Raw genomic sequence first — 19,420 nt, forward strand, 5'->3', positions numbered from 1 at the left:
TTGCCACGCTCTGCGCCCGCGCTAGGGACGCGGAGCGTCCCGGGCTGCATTCCCACGCAGAGCGTGGGAATGATCAGAATGTCACTCGGTATCATGGCCTTTGCGGCGGTACGGGAACACATCGATCACCTTCCCCGCCCGGATCGCCTCTTGCAGGCTTTTCCAGTAGTCGGCGTTGTACAACTCGCCATGCAGTTGATCGAACAACTTGCGCTGCCCCGAATCGGCAAACAGGAACGGCGGAAATTCTTCAGGGAACACATCCAGCGGTCCGATCGAATACCAGGGCTCGGACGCCATTTCGTCTTCCGGTGTACGCGGCTCGGGAATGTGGCGGAAGTTGGCCTCGGTCAGGAAGCAGATCTCGTCGTAGTCGTAGAACACCACGCGACCGTGACGGGTAACGCCGAAGTTCTTCAGCAACATGTCACCGGGGAAGATGTTCGCCGCCGCCAGTTGCTTGATCGCCAGGCCGTAATCTTCCAGGGCCTCGCGCACCTGCGCGTCGTTGGCGTGTTCCAGGTACAGGTTCAGCGGCGTCATGCGCCGCTCGGTCCAGCAGTGACGGATAAGCACGGTGTCGCCTTCCACCGACACCGTGGACGGCGCGACGTCCAGCAGTTCTTCCAGGCACGCCGGGTCGAACTTGCCCAGCGGGAAGCGGAAGTCGGCGAACTCCTGGGTGTCAGCCATGCGCCCGACCCGGTCGACGCTCTTCACCAGCCGGTATTTCTCGATCACCGTGGCGCGGTCGACGTTTTTCGACGGCGAGAAGCGGTCCTTGATGATTTTGAACACCGTGTTGAACCCCGGCAGGGTAAACACGCTCATGACCATGCCGCGCACGCCGGGGGCCATGATGAACTGGTCGTCGGTGTTGGCCAGGTGGTTGATCAGCGCCCTGTAGAACTCGGATTTGCCGTGCTTGTAGAAACCGATCGAGGTGTACAGCTCGGCGATGTGCTTGCCCGGCAGGATGCGTTTGAGGAAGCCGATGAACTCCGCCGGCACCGGCACATCGACCATGAAATACGAACGGGTGAACGAGAAGATGATCGACACGTCCGCTTCGTCGGTGATCAACGCATCAATCTGGATGCCGCGCCCCTCGAGGTGCAGCAGCGGGATTGCCAGCGGCCATTGCTCATCGGCGGTGTAGATGCGCCCCACCAGGTAGGCGCCTTTGTTGCGGTAGAGCACCGAGGAAAACAGCTCGACACTGAGCTCCGGGTCCTTGCAGACCCAGTCCGGCAGGTTCTCGCGCAGTTGCGCTTCAAGGCGGCGCAGGTCGCCGGGCAGGTCGGCGTATTCCTCGCTGAAGCGATAATCGGCAAAAATGCTCGCCAGCATGCCCGCCAGCTGGCCCTGGGGTTTGTAGGTGCGGGTTTGCGCGGCGCGAGCCCGGCGCAGACTCGGCCGGGTGGTGTGGATGAACATGCAGCCGTCGCTGATCAGGTCATGGCTGAACAGCCCGCAGAAAATCGAGTTGTACCAGGTCTCGGACAATTCATCGTCGAAGCGCAGGTCGATCAAGGCAATGTACGCGCTCTTGACCAGCGGCCAGCAACTGACGTCCAGGGTGTCACTGTCGAACGCGATGCGCAGCCGCTCCACCGTCTCGCTGACTTTTTCTTCGTAGAGATTGATCCGCGCGGCCGACGCGACCTGCGTCTCCTGCCACTGTGCCTGCTCGAAGCGGGCCCGCGCGCCGTCGGTGATCTGCCGGAAATGCTCGCGGTAATCGTCAAAGCCATCGAGGATCATTCGGGCGATATCGGCGGCTGGCCATTGCTGCGGCATGGTGAGACCTCTGCGGGAATTCGTGAGCCCTGAGCTTAGCCAGTGAAGCGGGTGCAGGAGAAGTGTAATTTTGCGCCCGGGTAATGTGCCCGTTTTCCGGTTGCCATCGATCAGCCGCTCGGCAACACTCTCGTCCCCATCAGGAAGGAGAACGCTGTGAACCCCGTCGATATTGTCCGTTTACTGTCACTGGCGGCCATCTGGGGTGCGAGCTTTCTGTTCATGCGCATCATCGCCCCGGTGATTGGCACGATTCCCACGGCGTTTTTCCGCGTCTCGATTGCCGCTACCGGCCTGTTGCTGATCCTTGGGCTGATGCGCATCAGCTGGGATTTCAAGGGCAAACTCAAGACCGTGATGCTACTCGGGGTGATCAACTCGGGGATTCCGGCCACCCTGTACTCCGTGGCCGCCCAGGTGCTGCCCGCCGGGTATTCGGCCATTTTCAATGCGACCACGCCGCTGATGGGCGTGCTGATCGGCGGGATGTTCTTCCATGAACGGCTCACCGCCGCCAAGCTCGGCGGGGTATTCCTTGGCTTGTTCGGTGTTGGGGTACTGACGCGCGCAGGCCCCGTGGCGTTCGACCTGCAATTGCTGATGGGCGCCCTCGCCTGCCTGCTCGCCACCACCTGTTACGGCTTCGCCGGGTTCCTTGCCCGCCGCTGGCTGGATCAGGCCGGCGGCCTCGACAGCCGTTTGTCTGCGCTGGGCAGCATGCTCGGGGCGACGTTGTTTCTGTTGCCGCTGTTCGGCTATAGCGTGATCAGTCAGCCGCCGGCCAGCTGGGGTGGCTGGGATGTCTGGTTGTCGTTGCTGGGATTGGGGCTGGTGTGTACCGCGCTGGCGTACATCGTTTACTTCCGTTTGCTCAGCTCGGTCGGGCCAGTGAGGTCGATGACCACGACTTTCCTGATCCCGCCGTTCGGGGTGTTGTGGGGCGCGATGTTGCTGGATGAGCCGTTGTCGATGGCGCACATCTATGGCGGGGTGTTGATTGCGGCGGCGTTGTGGTTGGTGTTGAAGCCGGCTGCGGTGAAACCGGGCTTGGTGGCTGGCCGGTAGGATTGTTGCGTTTTGGATGAAGCCTTCGCGAGCAGGCTCGCTCCCACATTTGATCCGGGTGTTCACACATCATGTGTTCACCGAAGATCCCTTGTGGGAGCGAGCCTGCTCGCGAAGGCGGCAGATCAGACGCTACAAGGCTGAATCACTGACCTCCCCATCCACCAACCGCCGAATCCCCAACGGATTGGCGTCCTGCAACGCCTCGGGCAGCAACGCATCCGGGTAATTCTGGAAGCACACCGGCCTCAGGAATCGATCGATCGCCAAGGTCCCCACTGACGTCCCGCGCGAATCGGACGTCGCCGGATACGGCCCGCCATGCACCATGGCCTCGCAGACCTCGACCCCGGTCGGATAACCGTTGAGCAAGATCCGCCCGACCTTCTCTTGCAGCAACTCAGCCAGCCAGCGGTACTCCAGCAATTCGTCCGCCTCGCCAATCAGCGTCGCCGTCAATTGCCCGCGCAGGCCTTGCAGCGCCTGCGCCAACTGCGCACGGCTCTCGACTTCGATAACGATGGTAGCCGGCCCGAACACTTCTTCCTGAAGCAGTTCATCGCCCTTGAGCAGCAGGCTGACATCGGCCTTGAACACTTGCGGCTGCGCCTGATTGCCCTGTTGCGGCTTGCCCGCCAGGTGGGTCAACCCCGGATGTTCGTGCAGCTCGCCCAGGCCTCGGCTGTAGCTGGCCAGTGCGCCGGCATTGAGCATGGTTTGCGCCGGTTGCTGGTTCATGCTCGCGCAAAAGGTTTCGAGAAAGGTGCTGAACTGCGGCGAACGCAGGCCGATGACCAGGCCAGGGTTGGTGCAGAACTGCCCACAGCCCAGGGTCACCGAACCGGCAAGCTGCGCCGCGATCTGTTCACCGCGCACGGCCAGCGCCTCGGGCAGCAGGAACACCGGGTTGATGCTCGACATCTCGGCGAATACCGGGATTGGCTGCGGCCGGGTCGCCGCCATGTGGCTCAAGGCATTGCCGCCCTTGAGCGAACCGGTGAAGCCCACGGCCTGGATCGCCGGGTGCTTGACCAGCCACTCACCGACGCCACCGCCGTAGATCATGTTGAACACCCCGGCGGGCATTTCCGTTCGCTCGGCGGCGCGAATGATCGCGTCCGCCATCCACTCGGCGGTTGCCATGTGCCCGCTGTGGGCCTTGAACACCACCGGGCAACCGGCGGCCAGGGCCGAGGCGGTATCGCCACCGGCGGTGGAAAACGCCAACGGAAAGTTGCTGGCACCGAACACCGCCACCGGCCCCAGGGCAATGCGGTACTGCCGCAGGTCCGGACGAGGCAAAGGCTGGCGATCCGGCAATGCGCGGTCGATGCGCGCGCCGTAGAAATCACCGCGACGCAGGACCTTGGCGAACAGGCGCAACTGGCCGCTGGTGCGACCGCGTTCACCCTGGATACGTCCGGCTGGCAACGCAGTTTCGCGGCACACGGTGGCGACGAAGTCATCGCCCAGCGCATCGATTTCATCGGCGATGGCGTCGAGGAAGGTCGCGCGTTTTTCTGCACTGAGGTTGCGGTAGATCGGGTACGCCGCAGCGGCGGCCTTGGCAGCGGCATCCACCTCGGCTTCGGATGCCTGGAAGAAGGTGCCAGGCAAAGGCTCACCGCTGGTGGCGTCGAGGCTTTGCAGTTGCACGTTGCCGTTGGCGCTGCGGCGGCCGCCGATGTAATTGTGTCCAAGTATCGTGGTCATTGCGGATTCCTTGATCGATTACAGACCTGTAGGAGCCGGCTTGCCGGCGAAGGCCATGGCACGGCAAACATCAACGTCGCGTGAAAAATCGCTTTCGCCGGCAAGCCGGCTCCTACAGGGGTCAAAGCGCTCGCACCTGACCGATAGCCAGCGGCTGGGCACTTTCGCCAATGCCGTTCACCAGTGGCGCACCAAACTCATCGAGGCTGATCTGGAAGCGATCCCCCGGCTGGGTCTTGATGCCATCGGCAAACGACAGCGTGGCGGTGCCGAAATAGTGCACATGCACATCACCGGGACGCAGGAACTGAGCGTACTTGAAGTGGTGGAATTCGAGGTTGGCCAGGCTGTGGCACATGTTGTCTTCGCCACTGAGAAACTCCTTTTCCCAGATCGTCTTGCCATCGCGCTTGATGCGGCTGGTGCCTACCAGATGCCTGGGCAATTCGCCGACGCGCAGCTCCGGGCCAAAGGAGCAGCAGCGCAATTTCGAATGGGCGAGGTACAGGTAGTTGCGCCGTTCCATGACGTGGTCGGAGAACTCGTTGCCCAGGGCAAACCCGACGCGATACGGCTGGCCGTCGTCGCCGATCACGTAGAGCCCGGTCAGTTCCGGTTCTTCGCCGGCGTCTTCGGCAAAGGGCGGCACCGGGAAGTCGGCGCCAGGACGCACGACGATGCTGCCGTCGCCCTTGTAGAACCATTCCGGCTGCGCACCGACCTGACCGGCCGCTGGCTTGCCGCCCTCCAGGCCCCACTTGAAAATGCGCATGGTGTCGGTCATGGCGGTTTCCATGGCACCTTCCTGCTGGTGCATTTTATCCCGCGTCGAGGCGCTGCCCAGGTGGGTCAGGCCGGTGCCGCTGATCAGGCAATGGGCCGGGTCTTCGTGATCCAGCGGCGGCAGCACCTGGCGCTGCTGCAACAGCTGGGCGTATTCCGGGCCCGGCTCGGTGCCGCGCAGGGCGACTTCTTCCTGCAGGCTGTGTTTGCCGCGGATCGCCGCGAGTGCCAGTTCACGGGTGCTGCGGGTGCCCTTGAGCACCAGGACCTGAGCCCCGTCGACCAGCCCGACCTGGCGTTCGCCGGCAGTGTTTTCAAATTGAATCAGGCGCATGTCGGCCTCCGCAAAGTCGTGGACGGCGCCGCCGGATGACGACGCCTCAAGGTCACTCGATGATGTTGAAGTCGCTCAGGTACTCATCGGAGATTTCCAGGCCCAGGCCCGGCTTGTTGTCGTCGAGCTGGATGTAGCCGTTGACCGGTTGCGGTTCGCCCTTGAACACGTAGTAGAAGAGTTCGTTACCGACTTCGACGTCGAACACCGGGAAGAACTCCGCCATTGGCGAAGCCGTGGTGGACATGGTCAGGTGGTAGTTGTGCATCTGTCCGGCGTGGGGGATCACTGGCACCGACCAGGCTTCGGCCATGGCGTTGATCTTGCGCGCAGCGGTGATGCCACCGACGCGGTTGGTGTCGTACTGGATCACGTCGACGGCGCGGCGTTCCAGCAGGTCCTTGAAACCGTAGGAAGTGAATTCGTGCTCGCCGCCGGAGATCGGCATGATCCCCATTTTTTTCAGCTCGATGTAGCCTTCGATGTCGTCGGCGATCACCGGTTCTTCCAGCCAGCGCGGTTCGAACTCGGCCAGCTTAGGCAACATGCGGCGGGCGTATTCCAGGGTCCAGCCCATGTAGCATTCGAGCATGATGTCGACGTCGGGGCCGGCCAGGTTCCGCAGGGCGCGCACCTGTTCGATGTTCTTGCGCATGCCCGCCGGGCCGTCTTTCGGGCCGTAGCCGAAGCGCATTTTCAGCGCGGTGAAGCCCTGGTTCAGATAACCCTGGGCCTCTTCGAGGAACAGGTCGAGGTTATCGTTGGCGTAGAGTTTGGAGGCGTAGGTCCAGATCTTCTCCTTGGTGCGGCCACCGAGCAGTTTGAACACCGGTTTGTTGACCGCCTTGCCCATGATGTCCCAGATGGCGATATCGATCGCCGAGATGGCTGCCATGCCGATGCCTTTGCGGCCCCAGGCATGGCTCTGGCGATACATTTTCTGCCAGATGTATTCGTTGTCGAACGGATCTTCGCCAATCGCGATGGGTGCCAGGTAAGTGTCGATGATTTCCTTGGCCACACGCGGCGCCAGGGCGCAGTTGCCGATACCGACGAGACCGGTGTCGGTCTCGACTTCCACCACCAGCCAGCCGTGGAAACGGAACGAGCCCATGGCGTCGCCGCGCTCGAACAGGATGTCGCTGGCGTTGGTGCAGAAGTGCGCTTGAGGTGGGACGACTTTGCCTTTCCACTCGAATACGCGGGTACGGATCGCTTTGATTTTCATGAATACGGTTTCCTTGCGCTGCCGGCTTCTTGTAGTTGTTGAGTCGCTGCGCGGAGCCGCTCGGGTGGGCGGTTGTGCGCATTCGATGGAGCGACTGTAGCCAGCGCCCAGGGGGTGCGGATAATCACTTATGCGTATCCGGCGATAACCTGGGGTGATAGGAAAATGCAGTAATCCGCTAGATCGAGTTATCGGGGAATACATAAAACTGTAGGAGCTGGCTTGCCAGCGAAAGCGGCCCGACAGTCACTTCGGGGGTGTCTGTCAGGCCGTCTTCGCTGGCAAGCCAGCTCCTACAGTTTTTTTGCGTAGTGTCAGTAGCTGTTGCCACCCATCCGGCAAGCAATCTCGAACGCCTGGCGCGTCGCGCCAACGTTGGCCTTGCCCTGCCCGGCGATATCGAATGCGGTACCGTGGGCCGGCGTAGTGATCGGAATGGGCAGGCCGCCCTGCACCGTGACGCCACGGGAGAAGCCCATCAACTTGATCGCGATTTGCCCTTGGTCGTGGTACATCGTCACGACCGCATCGAAGGCGCTGGCATCACCCTGGACCTTGAGGAAAATCGTGTCCCCCGGATACGGCCCCTCCGCCGCGATGCCCAGTGCCTGGGCCGAACGCACGGCCGGGCCGATGATGTCCAGTTCTTCGCGACCGAACGAGCCGTTGTCGCCGTTGTGCGGGTTCAGGCCGCAGACGCCGATGCGTGGTTTTTCCAGGCCGTTGCGCTTGAGTGCGATGTCGATCAGTTGAATCGCTTCCACCACACGCGCCTGACTGAGCATGCCCGGGACTGCTGACAACGCTACATGGGAGGTCACGCGTGACGTCCATAGATTGTCGAGCACATTGAATTCGCAGAACGGCCCGTGGAAATCCAGCAGCTCGGCGAACCAGTGCAACTCATCGTTATGGGCCATGCCGGCCATGTGCAGCGACGTCTTGTTCAACGGCCCGAACAATATCGCGTCGGTGGTCCCGGCCTCGGTCAGGCGCAGGGCGACTTCCAGGGTGTCGAGGCTGTAGCGACCGCCAATGACACTGGCCTCGCTGCGGGGAAACTCACCGAGGGTGTCGCCACGAAAATCGTAGAACAGCGGTGTGTCGTCAGCGAATGACAGCTGCTCCAGCGACTCCACCCGGCGATAGGGGAACTCCACCCCGGCGATGCGCATGCCGCGACGCATTTCCGCTTCGTCGGCGATCAGGATCACGTTGGCCTGGCTGCGTACGTCGGGGTCGCCGAGCAAGCGTGCGATCAGTTCCGGACCGATGCCCGCCGGGTCACCCAGGACCATCGCGATGGTTGTCTTGTTCATGCTTCACTCCTCAAGGATTCAGGCAGCGCCCGGTCAATGGCGCCAGGTTCGCAGCGATAGATGCGCTGCGCGTTGCTGTAGAACAGTCGCTCCTGATCGGCCATTGGCAGATCGGCGACGATGGATTTGAAACCGCGGTAGATGTCGTCGAACGAGCCACACAGGCTGTCCACCGGAAAGTTGCTGGCGAACATCGCCCGTTTGCAGCCGAACATCGCGATGATTTCGCGCACGATCCAGGCGTTGTCGATGGCGCGCCACGCCCTGCCCGCCTGGCCCAGGCCGGAAATCTTGACCTGCACGTTCGGCCACTGCGCCAACCGCGCCATCGCCGCGCGCCAACCGGCCAGGCCCTCGGCACTGCGATCGCTGGGTAAGCCGGCGTGGTTGAGAATCAGGGTGATGCCGGGGAAGTCCCGGGCCAGCCGTTCGGCCTCGGGCAGGTTCCACCAAGGAGTTTGCAGATCGAAGTGCAGGCCTAGCCCCTCCAACGCGGCATAACTGCGCCGCCAGCGCTCGTCGCTCATCAGGCTGCGCACCCGGCCGAACTGTTCGGGGGATGTCGGCCCGCCGGGTTTGTGCCGCACGCTGCGCACGCACTTGTAGCTGGCCTGCTCGCGCAGCACGGCGATGGCGTCCGGGTGATCCAGCCAGGCTTGCGCGACAATCGCATTCGGTACGCCGTAGCGGGCCGCGAGTTGCTCGATGAAACGGGTTTCGCCAATCGGGTCCTGCGGGTTCCATTCGGTCTCGACATACACCGTTTGCACGACTCGATGGACGCCGGCATCGGCGAAGTAGTCGTCAGGCAAATAACGGCGCTTGATCGCAGTGTAATCGCCATAGCGAAACGGGATGTTCGCCTCCGGCGCCAGCCACGGATGGTCGTTGATCGTTGGGTCCCAGAAATGATGATGGGCATCGATGATCGGACCGTTCCACAGTTCACCCATGGCGCACCTCGTCGAGACTGATGAACAACGTTGCCAGCACGAACACTGCCGAGCACACCGCGAAGAATCCCAGCACCGGGGCGAAGCCACCGGTCATTTGCAAGATCACTCCCACCAGGATCGGCACCGCGATTCCGCCAGTGCTACCGGCCATGTTCATCACGCCGCCGATCAGGCCGACCCGCGCTGGTGCCGCCAGCAGTGCCGGGAAGCTCCAGTAGAGGCTGCCCCACATCAGGAAAAACGCGGTCATGGCCAACAGCGCCACGGCCGCAAAAGGATTGCTCAGGGTCGGCAGCAGCAGGAATGCGCCGAGGGCCACCAGCCCGGAAAACGCCAGCAGGCTCTTGACTGCCACACCGCGGCTGACGCCCTTGCGAATCAAGCCGTCGCAGAGGAAACCACCGGTCAATGAACCCAAGGCGCCGCAGACGAAAATCACGAAGGTCGCCGCGCCAATGCCCTTGATATCAAAGCCCCGGGCTTGTGCCAGGTAGCTCGGGCCCCAGGTCAGCAGGCCGAAATACACCATGGCCCAACTGGCACGACCGATCAGTAAACCGCTCAGGGAACGGGCAGCGATGCCCAGGCCCTTGACCGGTGCACGCGCGGCTTCGGCGGCCGGCGTGGCGCGCCCGGCATTGATCTTCGCAAGCTCCAGGGCATTGACCTGCGGGTGACTGGCCGGGTCATCACGCAGATAACGCCACGCCACCCAGGCCAGTACCAGGGTCGCGATGCCGGCGATCACAAACGCCAGGCGCCACGAATCCAGCGAGGCAATCAGATAGGCAATGATCAACCCGCCCAGCGCCACGCCCAATGGGCTGCCGCTGTCCATCAGCACCGCCCCGCGACTGCGTTCGCCGGGCGCCAGCCACAGGGAAATCAGCTTGCCGCCTGACGGGAACAAGGGCGCTTCCGAAGCCCCCAGTGCCACGCGGGCAAACAACAATGACAAGCCGCCAGTGGCGAACGCCGCCAGCACCTGGAACGTACCCCACAAGCCGGTGGACCACGTGATGACCCGATGCGGCCCGAAGCGATCGATCATCCAGCCGCCGGGAATCTGCAGCAGCGCATAGGCCCAGAAGAAGCTGCTGAGAATCAGCCCCTGGAGGCTTGGGGAGAGGGAAAACTCATGGGCGATGGTCGGCATGGCAATGGACAGCGACACCCGATCGATCAGGTTGACCATGGTCAATGCAAAGATGATCGCGAAGATCCGCCAGCGCACGTTGCTGGCTTTTAAGGCAGTCACTTGCGGTATTGCCGCGACTGCGGGTGCGGCGTCTGCGCCGGGCAGATGCAGGGAAGCACTGGAACGAGCCATGGTGCGTACCTCGATTTATTATTCTTGTGCGATGTTGTGAGCACTATCGAAGGCCCGGTGATAACCGTCTAATCAAAACTTGAAATCAGGCGATAGCCTCGGGTTATGGCATGCGCTGCTTTCAACCACCTTTCAATGTTGAACGCATTCTTTTCTGTAGGAGCCAGCTTGCCGGCTAGGGCGGTCTTGAATCTTTAATCGGGATGGCGGGGCCCTTCGCTGGCGAGCCAGCTCCTACAGAAGATCGGCTTGATTGGGTTAGCTATAACCCCAGGCTATCGGTGTATGTATTGTTTTGACTAGACGCGGCGACGGCGTCTTCCCACACTCGACCCAGGCTTGCAGCTTTCGAACGCAAACAAGTCACTCATAACAACTACAAAAACGAGGCTCTTCCATCATGCGAAATGCATTCGTCCGTCGCACTTCCCGTCTGTTTCTTGGCTGCACCCTGATCGCCGCTGGCGCCCTTCCCGCTCTCGCCAATGCCGCCTGGCAACCGGACAAGAACGTCGAAATCGTCGTCGCCGGTGGCCCTGGTGGCGGTACCGACCAGCTCGGTCGCCTGATCCAGTCGATCATCACCACACACAAGTTTCTCGACGTTAATACCATCGTCCTGAACAAGGGTGGCGGCAATGGCGCCGAAGCGTTTCTCGACATGAAAATGAACAAGGGCGATGCCGAGAAACTGGTGATCGGCACCAACAACATCTATCTGTTGCCGCTGGTGTCCAAGCTCGGCTACCAGTGGCAGGAACTGACACCGATTGCCGCCGTGGCCGAGGATGACTTCATTCTCTGGAGCTACAAAGACGCGCCGTGGAAGGACGCCAAAGGTTTCTATGAAGCGGTCAAGGCCGACCCGTCGAACCTGCGCATGGGGGGCAGCCAGTCCAAGGATGTCGACCAGACCCTGACCCTGCTGTTGAACCAGACCACCGACAGCAAGCTGGTGTACATCCCGTTCAAGAGCGGCAGCGAAGCCGCGACCCAACTGGCGGGCAAGCACATCGCCGCCAACGTCAACAACCCCAGCGAAAGCATCAGTCAATGGCGCGGCGATCAGGTCGAACCGCTCTGCGTGTTCAGTAAAGAGCGCATGGCCTATACCGAAAAAGTCGCCGGCGACAAATCCTGGGCCGATGTGCCGACCTGCCACGAACAAGGCCTGGGCATCGATCAATACCGCTTCCCGCGTACCGTGTTCATGCCCGGCGACATTTCCTCCGAGCAACGGGCGTTCTACGTCGAGTTGATGCGCAAGGTCACTGAAACGCCGGAGTTCAAGGCCTACGTCAAGCAGAACGCGCTGGTGCCAACCTTCCTCGAGGGCGAGCCATTGACCGCCTACATCGAAAAAGACACCGCCCGCGTCACCCCGGTCTTCAAGGAAGCCGGCTGGCTGAAAAACTGACGTTGTCACGGCCGCTCGCCTGCGGGCGGCCGTTATCTGCTGGAGGTGTCTTCATGTCCCATTCTTCGGATTCACCCGCGCTGGTCGGTACCCGTTGGGTCGAACTCGGCCTGACCGTCTTCACCGCGCTGATTGGCGTGGTGGTGATGTACGGCAGTGTCGAACAGGGTATCGGCTGGGGCGATGCCGGCCCCGAGCCGGGTTATTTCCCTTTCTACATCGGCCTGATGTTGAGCGCCGCGAGCGTGGCCAACGGCGTGTTGACCCTGGTGCGCTGGCAAGCGCTGAGCATTGCATTCGTCAGTCGCAGTGCGTTCAGGCAAGTGCTGTCGGTGTTCATCCCGATCGCGCTGTTCGTCGCGGCCATGCCACTGACCGGCATCTACGTCGCCTCGGCGTGCTTCATCGCCTGGTTCATGTGGCGTGACAAGGTTCGCGCAAAACCCTACGGCAAATTGATGATCGGCACGGTATCCCTCGGCGCGGTACTCGCCAGCTATCTGATTTTCGCACTGTGGTTCAAGGTCCCGCTGGATGCCGGCCCGATGGGCGACTGGATTGCCCTGGCCGGGAGAAACTTCAAATGAGCGAATTCGATTCCCTGTTGCAAGGCATGAACCTGATCCTGACCCCGGGCCACATCGGTCTGATGGTGATCGGCGTGCTGCTGGGCATCCTGGTCGGCGTCTTGCCCGGCCTCGGTGCTCCCAATGGCGTGGCACTGTTGCTGCCGCTGACCTTCACCATGTCGCCGGTGTCGGCGATCATCCTGCTGTCGTGCATGTATTGGGGGGCGCTGTTTGGCGGCTCGATCACCTCGATCCTGTTCAACATCCCCGGTGAGCCCTCATCGGTGGCGACGACGTTCGACGGCTACCCGATGGCCCGCGAAGGTCGTGCCGCCGAAGCCCTGACCGCGGCGTTCAGTTCCGCACTGATTGGCGCATTGGCCGGCGTGCTGCTGCTGACCTTCCTGTCGACAAAAATCGCCGCGTTCGCCATGTCGTTCAGCTCGCCGGAGTTCTTCGCGGTGTACCTGTTGGCCTTCTGTACCTTCATCGGCATGAGCAAGAACCCTCCGCTGAAAACCGTGGTCGCGATGATGATCGGTTTTGCCATGGCGGCCGTCGGCATGGACACCGTGTCCGGCAACCTGCGGTTGACGTTCGATCAGCCGATTTTGATGACCGGTATCAGTTTCGAAGTGGCGGTGATCGGTCTGTTCGGTATCGGCGAAATCCTCTGCACCGTGGAGGAAGGCCTGGTGTTCCGTGGCGAACATGCGCGCATCACACCGATGGTGATCCTGCGCACCTGGGCCAAGCTGCCGCGCTACTGGTGGACCATTGTGCGCAGCACCCTGGTCGGTTGCTGGATGGGCATCACACCGGGCGGGCCGACCGCCGCATCGTTCATGAGCTATAGCCTGGCGCGGCGTTTCTCGAAGAACCGCGACAACTTCGGCAAGGGTGAACTCGAAGGCGTGATCGCCCCGGAAACCGCGGACCACGCGGCCGGCACCAGCGCCTTGCTGCCGATGCTGACGCTGGGCATTCCCGGTTCGGCCACCGCAGCAGTGATGCTCGGCGGCCTGATGATCTGGGGCCTGCACCCGGGGCCAACGCTGTTCGTCGAGCAGCATGACTTTGTCTGGGGCCTGATCGCCAGCATGTACCTGGGCAACGTAGTGAGCCTGATCGTGGTGCTGGCCACCGTGCCGCTGTTCGCCTCGATCCTGCGCATTCCGTTCTCGATCATCGCGCCGATCATCATCATGGTCTGCGCCATCGGTGCCTACTCGGTGCACAACTCGTTCTTCGACGTGGTGCTGATGCTCGGATTCGGCGCGTTGGGTTATCTGTTCAAGAAACTCGGCTACCCGATCGCGCCACTGGTACTGGCGGCAGTATTGGGCGACAAGGCCGAAGATGCGTTCCGTCAGTCGATGCTGTTCTCTGACGGGCACCTGGGGATCTTCTGGTCCAACCCATTGGTGGGCAGCCTGACCACGGCGGCGCTGCTGATGCTGTTCTGGCCGTTGATTTCCAAGGCGCTGCAAACGCTGATGGGCCTGCGCAAACCCCAGGTCGTCAAACCAAAATCGGTGCTGTGACACAGCAATGCTGGCAACGCCTGACATTTGTTGTCAGGCTTGCCGCAGTCTTTATTGCGAGTACGGCCCATGTCGCGAATCCCTGATGCCAATGTAATCCACAGTCGACTGCGTCTGCGCCAGCTGCGGCTGATGCTGGCGCTGGAGGAATTCGGCTCGCTGCGCCGCGCCGCCGACCACATCGGCATGACTCAACCGGCGGCGACCAAGATGCTGCACGAGGCCGAGGATCTGCTCGGCGTCGAGCTGTTTGAACGCCTGCCCCGGGGCATGCGCTCGACCCCGTTCGGGGAAACCGTCATCTACTACGCACGCATGGTCTTCGCCGAACTCAGCGGTATGCGCGAAGAACTGGTGGCGCTGCAATCGGGTAACCTGGGGCGGGTCGCCGTTGGGGCGATTCCGGCGCTGGCCTCGGGACTGTTGACCCGCACCATCGCGACCTTGAAGCGAAGCCATCCACGCTTGTCCATGAGCATCCAGGTCGACACCAGCGACGTGCTGGTGCAGGCGCTGTTGCAGGATCAACTGGACATCGTCCTGGGCAGGATTCCGCCCGGCGCACGGGCCGAAGAACTGCTGTTCGACAGCCTGGGTGAAGAAGCCCTCTGTGTGATTGCCGGTGCGCAAAATCCGCTGGCGCAGGAGAAGCAACTGGGGTGGGCAGAATTGCAGAACATGACCTGGGTGCTGCAACAGCAGCCCAGCCCGATGCGCGCGATCATCAATCAGGTGTTCCACAATGCGCGGGTCGATATTCCCAGCAGCATCGTCGAAACCACCTCGATCATGACCCTGCTCTCGTTGATCCAGCAGACCGACATGCTCGGGGTCACACCGGTGTCGGTGGTCGAGGATTATCCCGGTCGTGACCTGCTGGCGGTGTTGCCGATCAAATTCGAAGCACGACTGCCGCCCTACGGGCTGATCACCCGGCGCCATCGCATTCAATCCTCGGCGATGCAGGCGTTCATGAACTCGGTGCGAGCCGAACATGCGCTGAGCACATGAAAAGGCCCGAGGCGTTTGCCTCGGGCCTTGTCTTGCTTCACGCGGTTTTACGGAACACGAACACCAACCCGACGATAATCAGCAACATGCCGAGGATGCTCAACAGCGCCAGGCGATTGCCGAAAATCAGGTAATCCATCACGGCTGTCACGGCCGGCACCAGATAGAACAGGCTGGTGACATTCACCAGGTTGCCCCGGGCGATCAAGCGGTACAGCAACAAGGTCGCCAGCACCGACACCACCAGCCCCATCCACAACACCGGCACGATGAAACCGTTGCCGAGTTCGAAATGAAACGGCTGGAACGGCACGAAAATACCGCAGAGCAACAACCCGGCCAGGTACTGCACCGGCAGCGTGCCAAGGGGATTGTCGGTGATGCGTTTCTGCATGATCGAACCGAAGGTCATGCTGGCCAGCGCCAGCAGGCCGAAGAGCATCCCGGCCAGCGACATGCCGGCCAGGCCGATGCCCTGATAGACCACCATGATCAACCCGGCCAGGCCCAGCGACAGGCCGAACAGGCGGCTGGCCGAGCGCTGACGCTCCATCAGCACCACAGTGAGAATCGGTTGCACGCCCATGATGGTCGCCATCACACCGGGCGTAACCTTGAGGTCGAGCGCCAGCAGATAAAAAATCTGATACGCCCCCAGCAACACCACACCGGTGGCCATCGCATACAGCATCGGCCTGCCGCCCTTGGGCAATTTCAACTTCAGCAATGGCATCAGCAGCACCAGGCCGCACAACGCGATAACGAAACGTATCAACAGAAAGGCAAAGGGTGATGCGTGGGCCAGCCCCCACTTGGAGAAGATCGCCCCGCTGCTCCACAGCAGAACGAACAGGCTCGTGGAAGCCGCCGCGAGCGCGGATTTTTTCGAAAGGACAAACATGAATACCACCTGTAGTCAGGCAAGAAGCCAACTCAGCCGAAGCTGAAATCCAGTAGTTTTTTCAAGCGGGTGCTTTTTTCAGACAGGAACAGCAGAACAGCGCTGATCAGCCCGAAATGCCAACACCCGGCGGTGATACGACTGCGTACACCGACGTGCTACTGACAGGTGGAGGGTAATGACTGATCTGCACAGGCTGCTGGTTCCCGCACGGCACGACGCCAGCGTTGACCGCTGAATCGACTACCGCGTTGATGAGGGATGCAGGCATTGGGCTGATCTTTTTCGAGAGGTTGAAAAAGCAGGTCCTTCAGACCTGCTTGTGCTGACTATAACCACAGGTGTGGCAGGCATCAACCCTCTTGCAAAAGACGGTTGAGGTACTGGCCATACCCGTTTTTTGCCAAGGGCGCCGCCAGTTTCTGCAACTGATCGGCATCGATCCATTTCTGCCGGAAGGCAATCTCTTCGGGACAGGCGACCTTAAGGCCCTGGCGCCGCTCGAGCGTGGCAATGAACTGACTGGCATCGAGCAATGAGTCGTGGGTCCCGGTATCCAGCCAGGCGTAGCCGCGGCCCATGATTTCTACCGCCAGTCTTCCCTGTTCCAGGTAGAGACTGTTGATATCGGTAATCTCCAGCTCGCCCCGCGCCGATGGCTTGATGCTCTTGGCCATCTCGACAACGTCCTGGTCATAGAAATACAGGCCGGTGACCGCAAAGTTGGACTTGGGCTTGAGTGGCTTTTCTTCGAGACTGATCGCCTTGCCCAGGTTGTCGAACTCGACCACGCCGTAACGCTCCGGGTCATTGACGTGATAGGCAAATACACTCGCCCCGGCCTGACGGGCCATGGCACTTTGCAGAATATTGATGAAGTCGTGGCCGTGATAGATGTTGTCACCCAGGACCAGGGCGCTGGGGTCGTTGCCGATGAAGTCTTCGCCAATGATGAAGGCTTGCGCCAGGCCATCGGGCGAAGGCTGCACGGCATAGGAAATGTTCAGGCCCCAACGGGTGCCATCCCCCAGCAGCTGCTCGAAACGCGGCGTGTCCTGAGGCGTGGAGATGATCAGGATATCGCGGATACCCGCCAGCATCAGGGTGCTCAATGGGTAGTAGATCATCGGTTTGTCGTAAACCGGCAGCAGTTGCTTGGAAATGGACAATGTCGCCGGATGCAGTCGAGTACCAGAGCCGCCGGCAAGGATGATTCCTTTACGATTGAGCATAGTTATTTCTCCAGTATTTCTGCGAGCATCCGTGTCACGCCAACTTTCCAGTCAGGCAAGCTCAGCGCAAAGGCCTTTTGCAGTTTGCGAGTATCGAGTCGGGAATTGTTTGGGCGTCGGGCTGGCGTCGGGTACGCCTGGGTGGCGATCGCGTCGACCATTGCCGGGGTAACCTTGAGGTTCATACCTGACCGCTCGGCATGTTCGAGTACAAAACGGGCATAGCGACACCAGGTGGTTTCGCCCGCAGCTGCAAGGTGGTAGATCCCGCCCAATTGCGGGTCGGTCATTAGACTACGGATGGCATGAGCGGTCACATCCGCCAGCAGTTCGGCGCCGGTTGGTGCACCGAACTGATCATCGATCACGGCCAGGCTTTCACGTTCCCGGGCCAGGCGCAACATGGTCCTGGCAAAGTTGTTGCCACGTGCGGCATACACCCAGCTTGTTCGGAAGATCAGATGCGCACAGCCGCTGGCGACAATCGCCTGCTCACCGGCCAGCTTACTGGCCCCATAGACACTCAATGGCGCTACCGGATCGTTTTCCTGCCAGGGTGTATCGCCTTGCCCGGCGAACACATAGTCGGTGGAGTAATGCACCAGCAGAGCCTTCAGCCGTAATGCCTCTCGAGCCAGCACCGCTGGCGCATCGGCATTGACCCGATGAGCCAGCTGCGACTCGCTTTCGGCCTTGTCGACTGCGGTGTAGGCCGCTGCGTTAACGATAACGTCAGGCGCAAAGCGCTGCACGGTGGCGGCCAGGCCTGGCAAATCGTTCAGATCGCCGCAGTACGCCTGGCTTGCGCAATCCAGCGCCAACAACTCGCCAAGCGGAGCAAGACTGCGTTGCAGCTCCCAACCCACCTGGCCGTTCTTGCCGAGCAATAGCAGCTTCATGCACTGCGCCCGGCATAATTTTTCTCGACCCATTCGCGGTAGGCGCCGGATTGGATATTGCGAACCCAATCCTGGTTATCCAGGTACCACTGGACGGTTTTGCGGATGCCGGTCTCGAAGGTTTCTGCCGGCCTCCAGCCCAGTTCACGTTCAAGCTTGCGGGCATCGATGGCATAACGTCGGTCGTGGCCGGGCCGATCGGTGACGTAGCTGATTTGTGCATGGTAGGGCTGGCCGTCGGCACGCGGACGCAGCTCATCGAGCAGCGCACAGACGGTGTGCACGATCTCGAGATTGGTTTTTTCGTTCCAACCACCGACGTTGTAGACCTCACCCACGCTACCGGCCTCCAATACGCGGCGGATGGCGCTGCAGTGGTCCTTGACATACAACCAGTCGCGAATCTGCTGGCCATCGCCATAGACCGGCAATGCCTGGCCGGACAGCGCGTTGACGATCATCAACGGAATGAGCTTTTCCGGAAAGTGATACGGCCCGTAGTTGTTCGAGCAGTTGGTGGTCAGTACGGGCAGGCCATAGGTGTGATGATAGGCGCGCACCAGGTGGTCGCTGGCAGCTTTGCTCGCCGAGTATGGGCTGTTGGGCTCATACGGGTGGCTTTCATCGAACGCCGCTTCGTCTTTGGCCAGCGAACCATAGACCTCGTCAGTGGACACATGCAAAAAGCGCAACGCCTGCAGTGCATCGGGCGCCAGCGCTTTGGCGTAGGCGCGCACGGCTTCGAGCAAGTGGAAAGTGCCAACGATATTGGTGTCGATGAATGCTTGCGGGCCGTGGATGGAGCGATCGACATGGGACTCGGCGGCAAAATTGAGAATGGCGCGGGGTTGGTGCTCTTCGAGCAAGTGCTTGACCAAGGCACTGTCACCGATATCGCCCTGCACGAATACATGCTGCGAATTGCCCGTCAGGCTGCTGAGGTTATTCAGGTTGCCGGCATAGGTCAGCTTGTCCAGATTGACTACGGTTTCATCGGAATGAGCGAGCCAGTCCAATACGAAATTCGCCCCGATGAAGCCTGCACCGCCAGTTACCAGGATGGTCATTGATTCAGACCTTTTTTTCAGTAAGGTTGCGAGGATCGGCCCCCCAATGGCGTTACTGCCAAGGTTGCTCTGCTGTCGCAAGGATTTGGATAAGGTTTTGAACATTCAACAATGCACGCCAGCTCTGCGACCGGCTCTGTATAGACTCCCCTGACGCCCTGAACGGCATTTACAGGCGACATTCGTAATATAGCTTAGCTCCCAAAAATAAAAAAAAGATCGCCTGATGGCGATCTTTTTCCCGGGCGTTGC

At 61.1% G+C, this 19,420-nt stretch carries 16 protein-coding genes; 5 read left to right on the plus strand and 11 right to left on the minus strand.

The annotated features are described in order from the left end of the window. Window positions 1–81: 81 nt before the first annotated feature. Window positions 82–1,800: a bifunctional isocitrate dehydrogenase kinase/phosphatase gene (gene aceK, locus NQL71_RS07105; RefSeq protein ID WP_046816810.1), complete on the minus strand. Its 1,719-nt coding sequence runs from the start codon at window positions 1,798–1,800 to the stop codon at window positions 82–84. Between the two features lie 156 nt (window positions 1,801–1,956). On the opposite strand from aceK, the gene NQL71_RS07110 reads away from it, so the two are divergent. Next, window positions 1,957–2,865 (plus strand): DMT family transporter, encoded by a 909-nt coding sequence (locus NQL71_RS07110; protein WP_046816809.1) that lies wholly within the window; start codon window positions 1,957–1,959, stop codon window positions 2,863–2,865. A gap of 132 nt (window positions 2,866–2,997) precedes the next feature. On the opposite strand, the gene NQL71_RS07115 is transcribed toward NQL71_RS07110, so the two are convergent. The 6 genes from NQL71_RS07115 to NQL71_RS07140 all read right to left on the minus strand — a co-directional run bounded on the left by NQL71_RS07115 (window position 2,998) and on the right by NQL71_RS07140 (window position 10,528). After that, window positions 2,998–4,578, minus strand: coding sequence for an aldehyde dehydrogenase (NADP(+)) (locus NQL71_RS07115; protein WP_274642463.1), 1,581 nt, complete (start codon window positions 4,576–4,578; stop codon window positions 2,998–3,000). A gap of 121 nt (window positions 4,579–4,699) precedes the next feature. Then, a complete protein-coding gene (araD1, locus tag NQL71_RS07120; protein ID WP_046816807.1) occupies window positions 4,700–5,695 on the minus strand; it encodes an AraD1 family protein in 996 nt (331 codons plus the stop codon). A gap of 52 nt (window positions 5,696–5,747) precedes the next feature. Beyond that, the gene (locus tag NQL71_RS07125) at window positions 5,748–6,923 is read right to left on the minus strand and encodes an L-rhamnonate dehydratase (RefSeq protein WP_033045585.1); all 1,176 of its coding nucleotides are present in this window, start codon (window positions 6,921–6,923) and stop codon (window positions 5,748–5,750) included. A gap of 314 nt (window positions 6,924–7,237) precedes the next feature. Continuing rightward, window positions 7,238–8,242, minus strand: a complete 1,005-nt coding sequence (locus NQL71_RS07130; protein ID WP_274642464.1) for a 4-hydroxythreonine-4-phosphate dehydrogenase PdxA — start codon at window positions 8,240–8,242, stop codon at window positions 7,238–7,240. Then, complete coding sequence (locus NQL71_RS07135) at window positions 8,239–9,195, minus strand: amidohydrolase family protein (protein WP_077184130.1); 957 nt, start codon at window positions 9,193–9,195, stop codon at window positions 8,239–8,241. Before NQL71_RS07135 ends, NQL71_RS07130 begins: the two co-directional genes overlap by 4 nt. Next, window positions 9,188–10,528 (minus strand): MFS transporter, encoded by a 1,341-nt coding sequence (locus tag NQL71_RS07140; RefSeq protein WP_077184132.1) that lies wholly within the window; start codon window positions 10,526–10,528, stop codon window positions 9,188–9,190. The genes NQL71_RS07135 and NQL71_RS07140 overlap by 8 nt, the downstream gene beginning before the upstream one ends. Window positions 10,529–10,928: 400 nt before the next feature. Between NQL71_RS07140 and NQL71_RS07145 the strand changes: the two genes are divergently transcribed. The 4 genes from NQL71_RS07145 to NQL71_RS07160 all read left to right on the plus strand — a co-directional run bounded on the left by NQL71_RS07145 (window position 10,929) and on the right by NQL71_RS07160 (window position 15,069). Further along, window positions 10,929–11,945, plus strand: a complete 1,017-nt coding sequence (locus tag NQL71_RS07145) for a Bug family tripartite tricarboxylate transporter substrate binding protein (protein ID WP_046816803.1) — start codon at window positions 10,929–10,931, stop codon at window positions 11,943–11,945. Between the two features lie 53 nt (window positions 11,946–11,998). Continuing rightward, window positions 11,999–12,532: a tripartite tricarboxylate transporter TctB family protein gene (locus NQL71_RS07150; protein WP_046816802.1), complete on the plus strand. Its 534-nt coding sequence runs from the start codon at window positions 11,999–12,001 to the stop codon at window positions 12,530–12,532. Beyond that, window positions 12,529–14,058: a tripartite tricarboxylate transporter permease gene (locus NQL71_RS07155; protein ID WP_046816801.1), complete on the plus strand. Its 1,530-nt coding sequence runs from the start codon at window positions 12,529–12,531 to the stop codon at window positions 14,056–14,058. Before NQL71_RS07150 ends, NQL71_RS07155 begins: the two co-directional genes overlap by 4 nt. A gap of 69 nt (window positions 14,059–14,127) precedes the next feature. Next, window positions 14,128–15,069 (plus strand): LysR family transcriptional regulator, encoded by a 942-nt coding sequence (locus NQL71_RS07160; protein WP_274642465.1) that lies wholly within the window; start codon window positions 14,128–14,130, stop codon window positions 15,067–15,069. A 37-nt stretch (window positions 15,070–15,106) separates the two neighbouring features. Here NQL71_RS07160 and NQL71_RS07165 read toward each other — a convergent pair whose 3' ends face one another. The 4 genes from NQL71_RS07165 to rfbB form a co-directional block, all read right to left on the minus strand. Next, on the minus strand, window positions 15,107–15,970 hold the full coding sequence (locus NQL71_RS07165; RefSeq protein ID WP_274642466.1) for a DMT family transporter: 864 nt from the start codon (window positions 15,968–15,970) through the stop codon (window positions 15,107–15,109). Window positions 15,971–16,323: 353 nt separating this feature from the next. After that, window positions 16,324–17,202 (minus strand): glucose-1-phosphate thymidylyltransferase RfbA, encoded by an 879-nt coding sequence (rfbA, locus tag NQL71_RS07170; protein WP_248686132.1) that lies wholly within the window; start codon window positions 17,200–17,202, stop codon window positions 16,324–16,326. 2 nt (window positions 17,203–17,204) lie between these two features. Next, window positions 17,205–18,101 (minus strand): dTDP-4-dehydrorhamnose reductase, encoded by an 897-nt coding sequence (gene rfbD, locus NQL71_RS07175; RefSeq protein WP_274642467.1) that lies wholly within the window; start codon window positions 18,099–18,101, stop codon window positions 17,205–17,207. After that, window positions 18,098–19,168, minus strand: a complete 1,071-nt coding sequence (gene rfbB / locus NQL71_RS07180) for a dTDP-glucose 4,6-dehydratase (protein ID WP_248686131.1) — start codon at window positions 19,166–19,168, stop codon at window positions 18,098–18,100. Before rfbB ends, rfbD begins: the two co-directional genes overlap by 4 nt. Window positions 19,169–19,420: the final 252 nt, after the last annotated feature.

It is taken from the genome of Pseudomonas serbica (assembly GCF_028823535.1).
Lineage (GTDB): Bacteria > Pseudomonadota > Gammaproteobacteria > Pseudomonadales > Pseudomonadaceae > Aquipseudomonas > Aquipseudomonas serbica.

Coding starts and splice junctions, on each gene's coding strand:
- NQL71_RS07130 (WP_274642464.1), bottom strand. CDS start 8,242: ATGAACAAGACAACCATCGCGATGGTCCTGGGTGACCCGGCGGGCATC.
- NQL71_RS07140 (WP_077184132.1), bottom strand. CDS start 10,528: ATGGCTCGTTCCAGTGCTTCCCTGCATCTGCCCGGCGCAGACGCCGCA.
- NQL71_RS07160 (WP_274642465.1), top strand. CDS start 14,128: ATGTCGCGAATCCCTGATGCCAATGTAATCCACAGTCGACTGCGTCTG.
- NQL71_RS07155 (WP_046816801.1), top strand. CDS start 12,529: ATGAGCGAATTCGATTCCCTGTTGCAAGGCATGAACCTGATCCTGACC.
- rfbA (WP_248686132.1), bottom strand. CDS start 17,202: ATGCTCAATCGTAAAGGAATCATCCTTGCCGGCGGCTCTGGTACTCGA.
- NQL71_RS07165 (WP_274642466.1), bottom strand. CDS start 15,970: ATGTTTGTCCTTTCGAAAAAATCCGCGCTCGCGGCGGCTTCCACGAGC.
- aceK (WP_046816810.1), bottom strand. CDS start 1,800: ATGCCGCAGCAATGGCCAGCCGCCGATATCGCCCGAATGATCCTCGAT.
- NQL71_RS07145 (WP_046816803.1), top strand. CDS start 10,929: ATGCGAAATGCATTCGTCCGTCGCACTTCCCGTCTGTTTCTTGGCTGC.
- NQL71_RS07135 (WP_077184130.1), bottom strand. CDS start 9,195: ATGGGTGAACTGTGGAACGGTCCGATCATCGATGCCCATCATCATTTC.
- NQL71_RS07150 (WP_046816802.1), top strand. CDS start 11,999: ATGTCCCATTCTTCGGATTCACCCGCGCTGGTCGGTACCCGTTGGGTC.
- NQL71_RS07125 (WP_033045585.1), bottom strand. CDS start 6,923: ATGAAAATCAAAGCGATCCGTACCCGCGTATTCGAGTGGAAAGGCAAA.
- rfbB (WP_248686131.1), bottom strand. CDS start 19,168: ATGACCATCCTGGTAACTGGCGGTGCAGGCTTCATCGGGGCGAATTTC.
- NQL71_RS07115 (WP_274642463.1), bottom strand. CDS start 4,578: ATGACCACGATACTTGGACACAATTACATCGGCGGCCGCCGCAGCGCC.
- rfbD (WP_274642467.1), bottom strand. CDS start 18,101: ATGAAGCTGCTATTGCTCGGCAAGAACGGCCAGGTGGGTTGGGAGCTG.
- araD1 (WP_046816807.1), bottom strand. CDS start 5,695: ATGCGCCTGATTCAATTTGAAAACACTGCCGGCGAACGCCAGGTCGGG.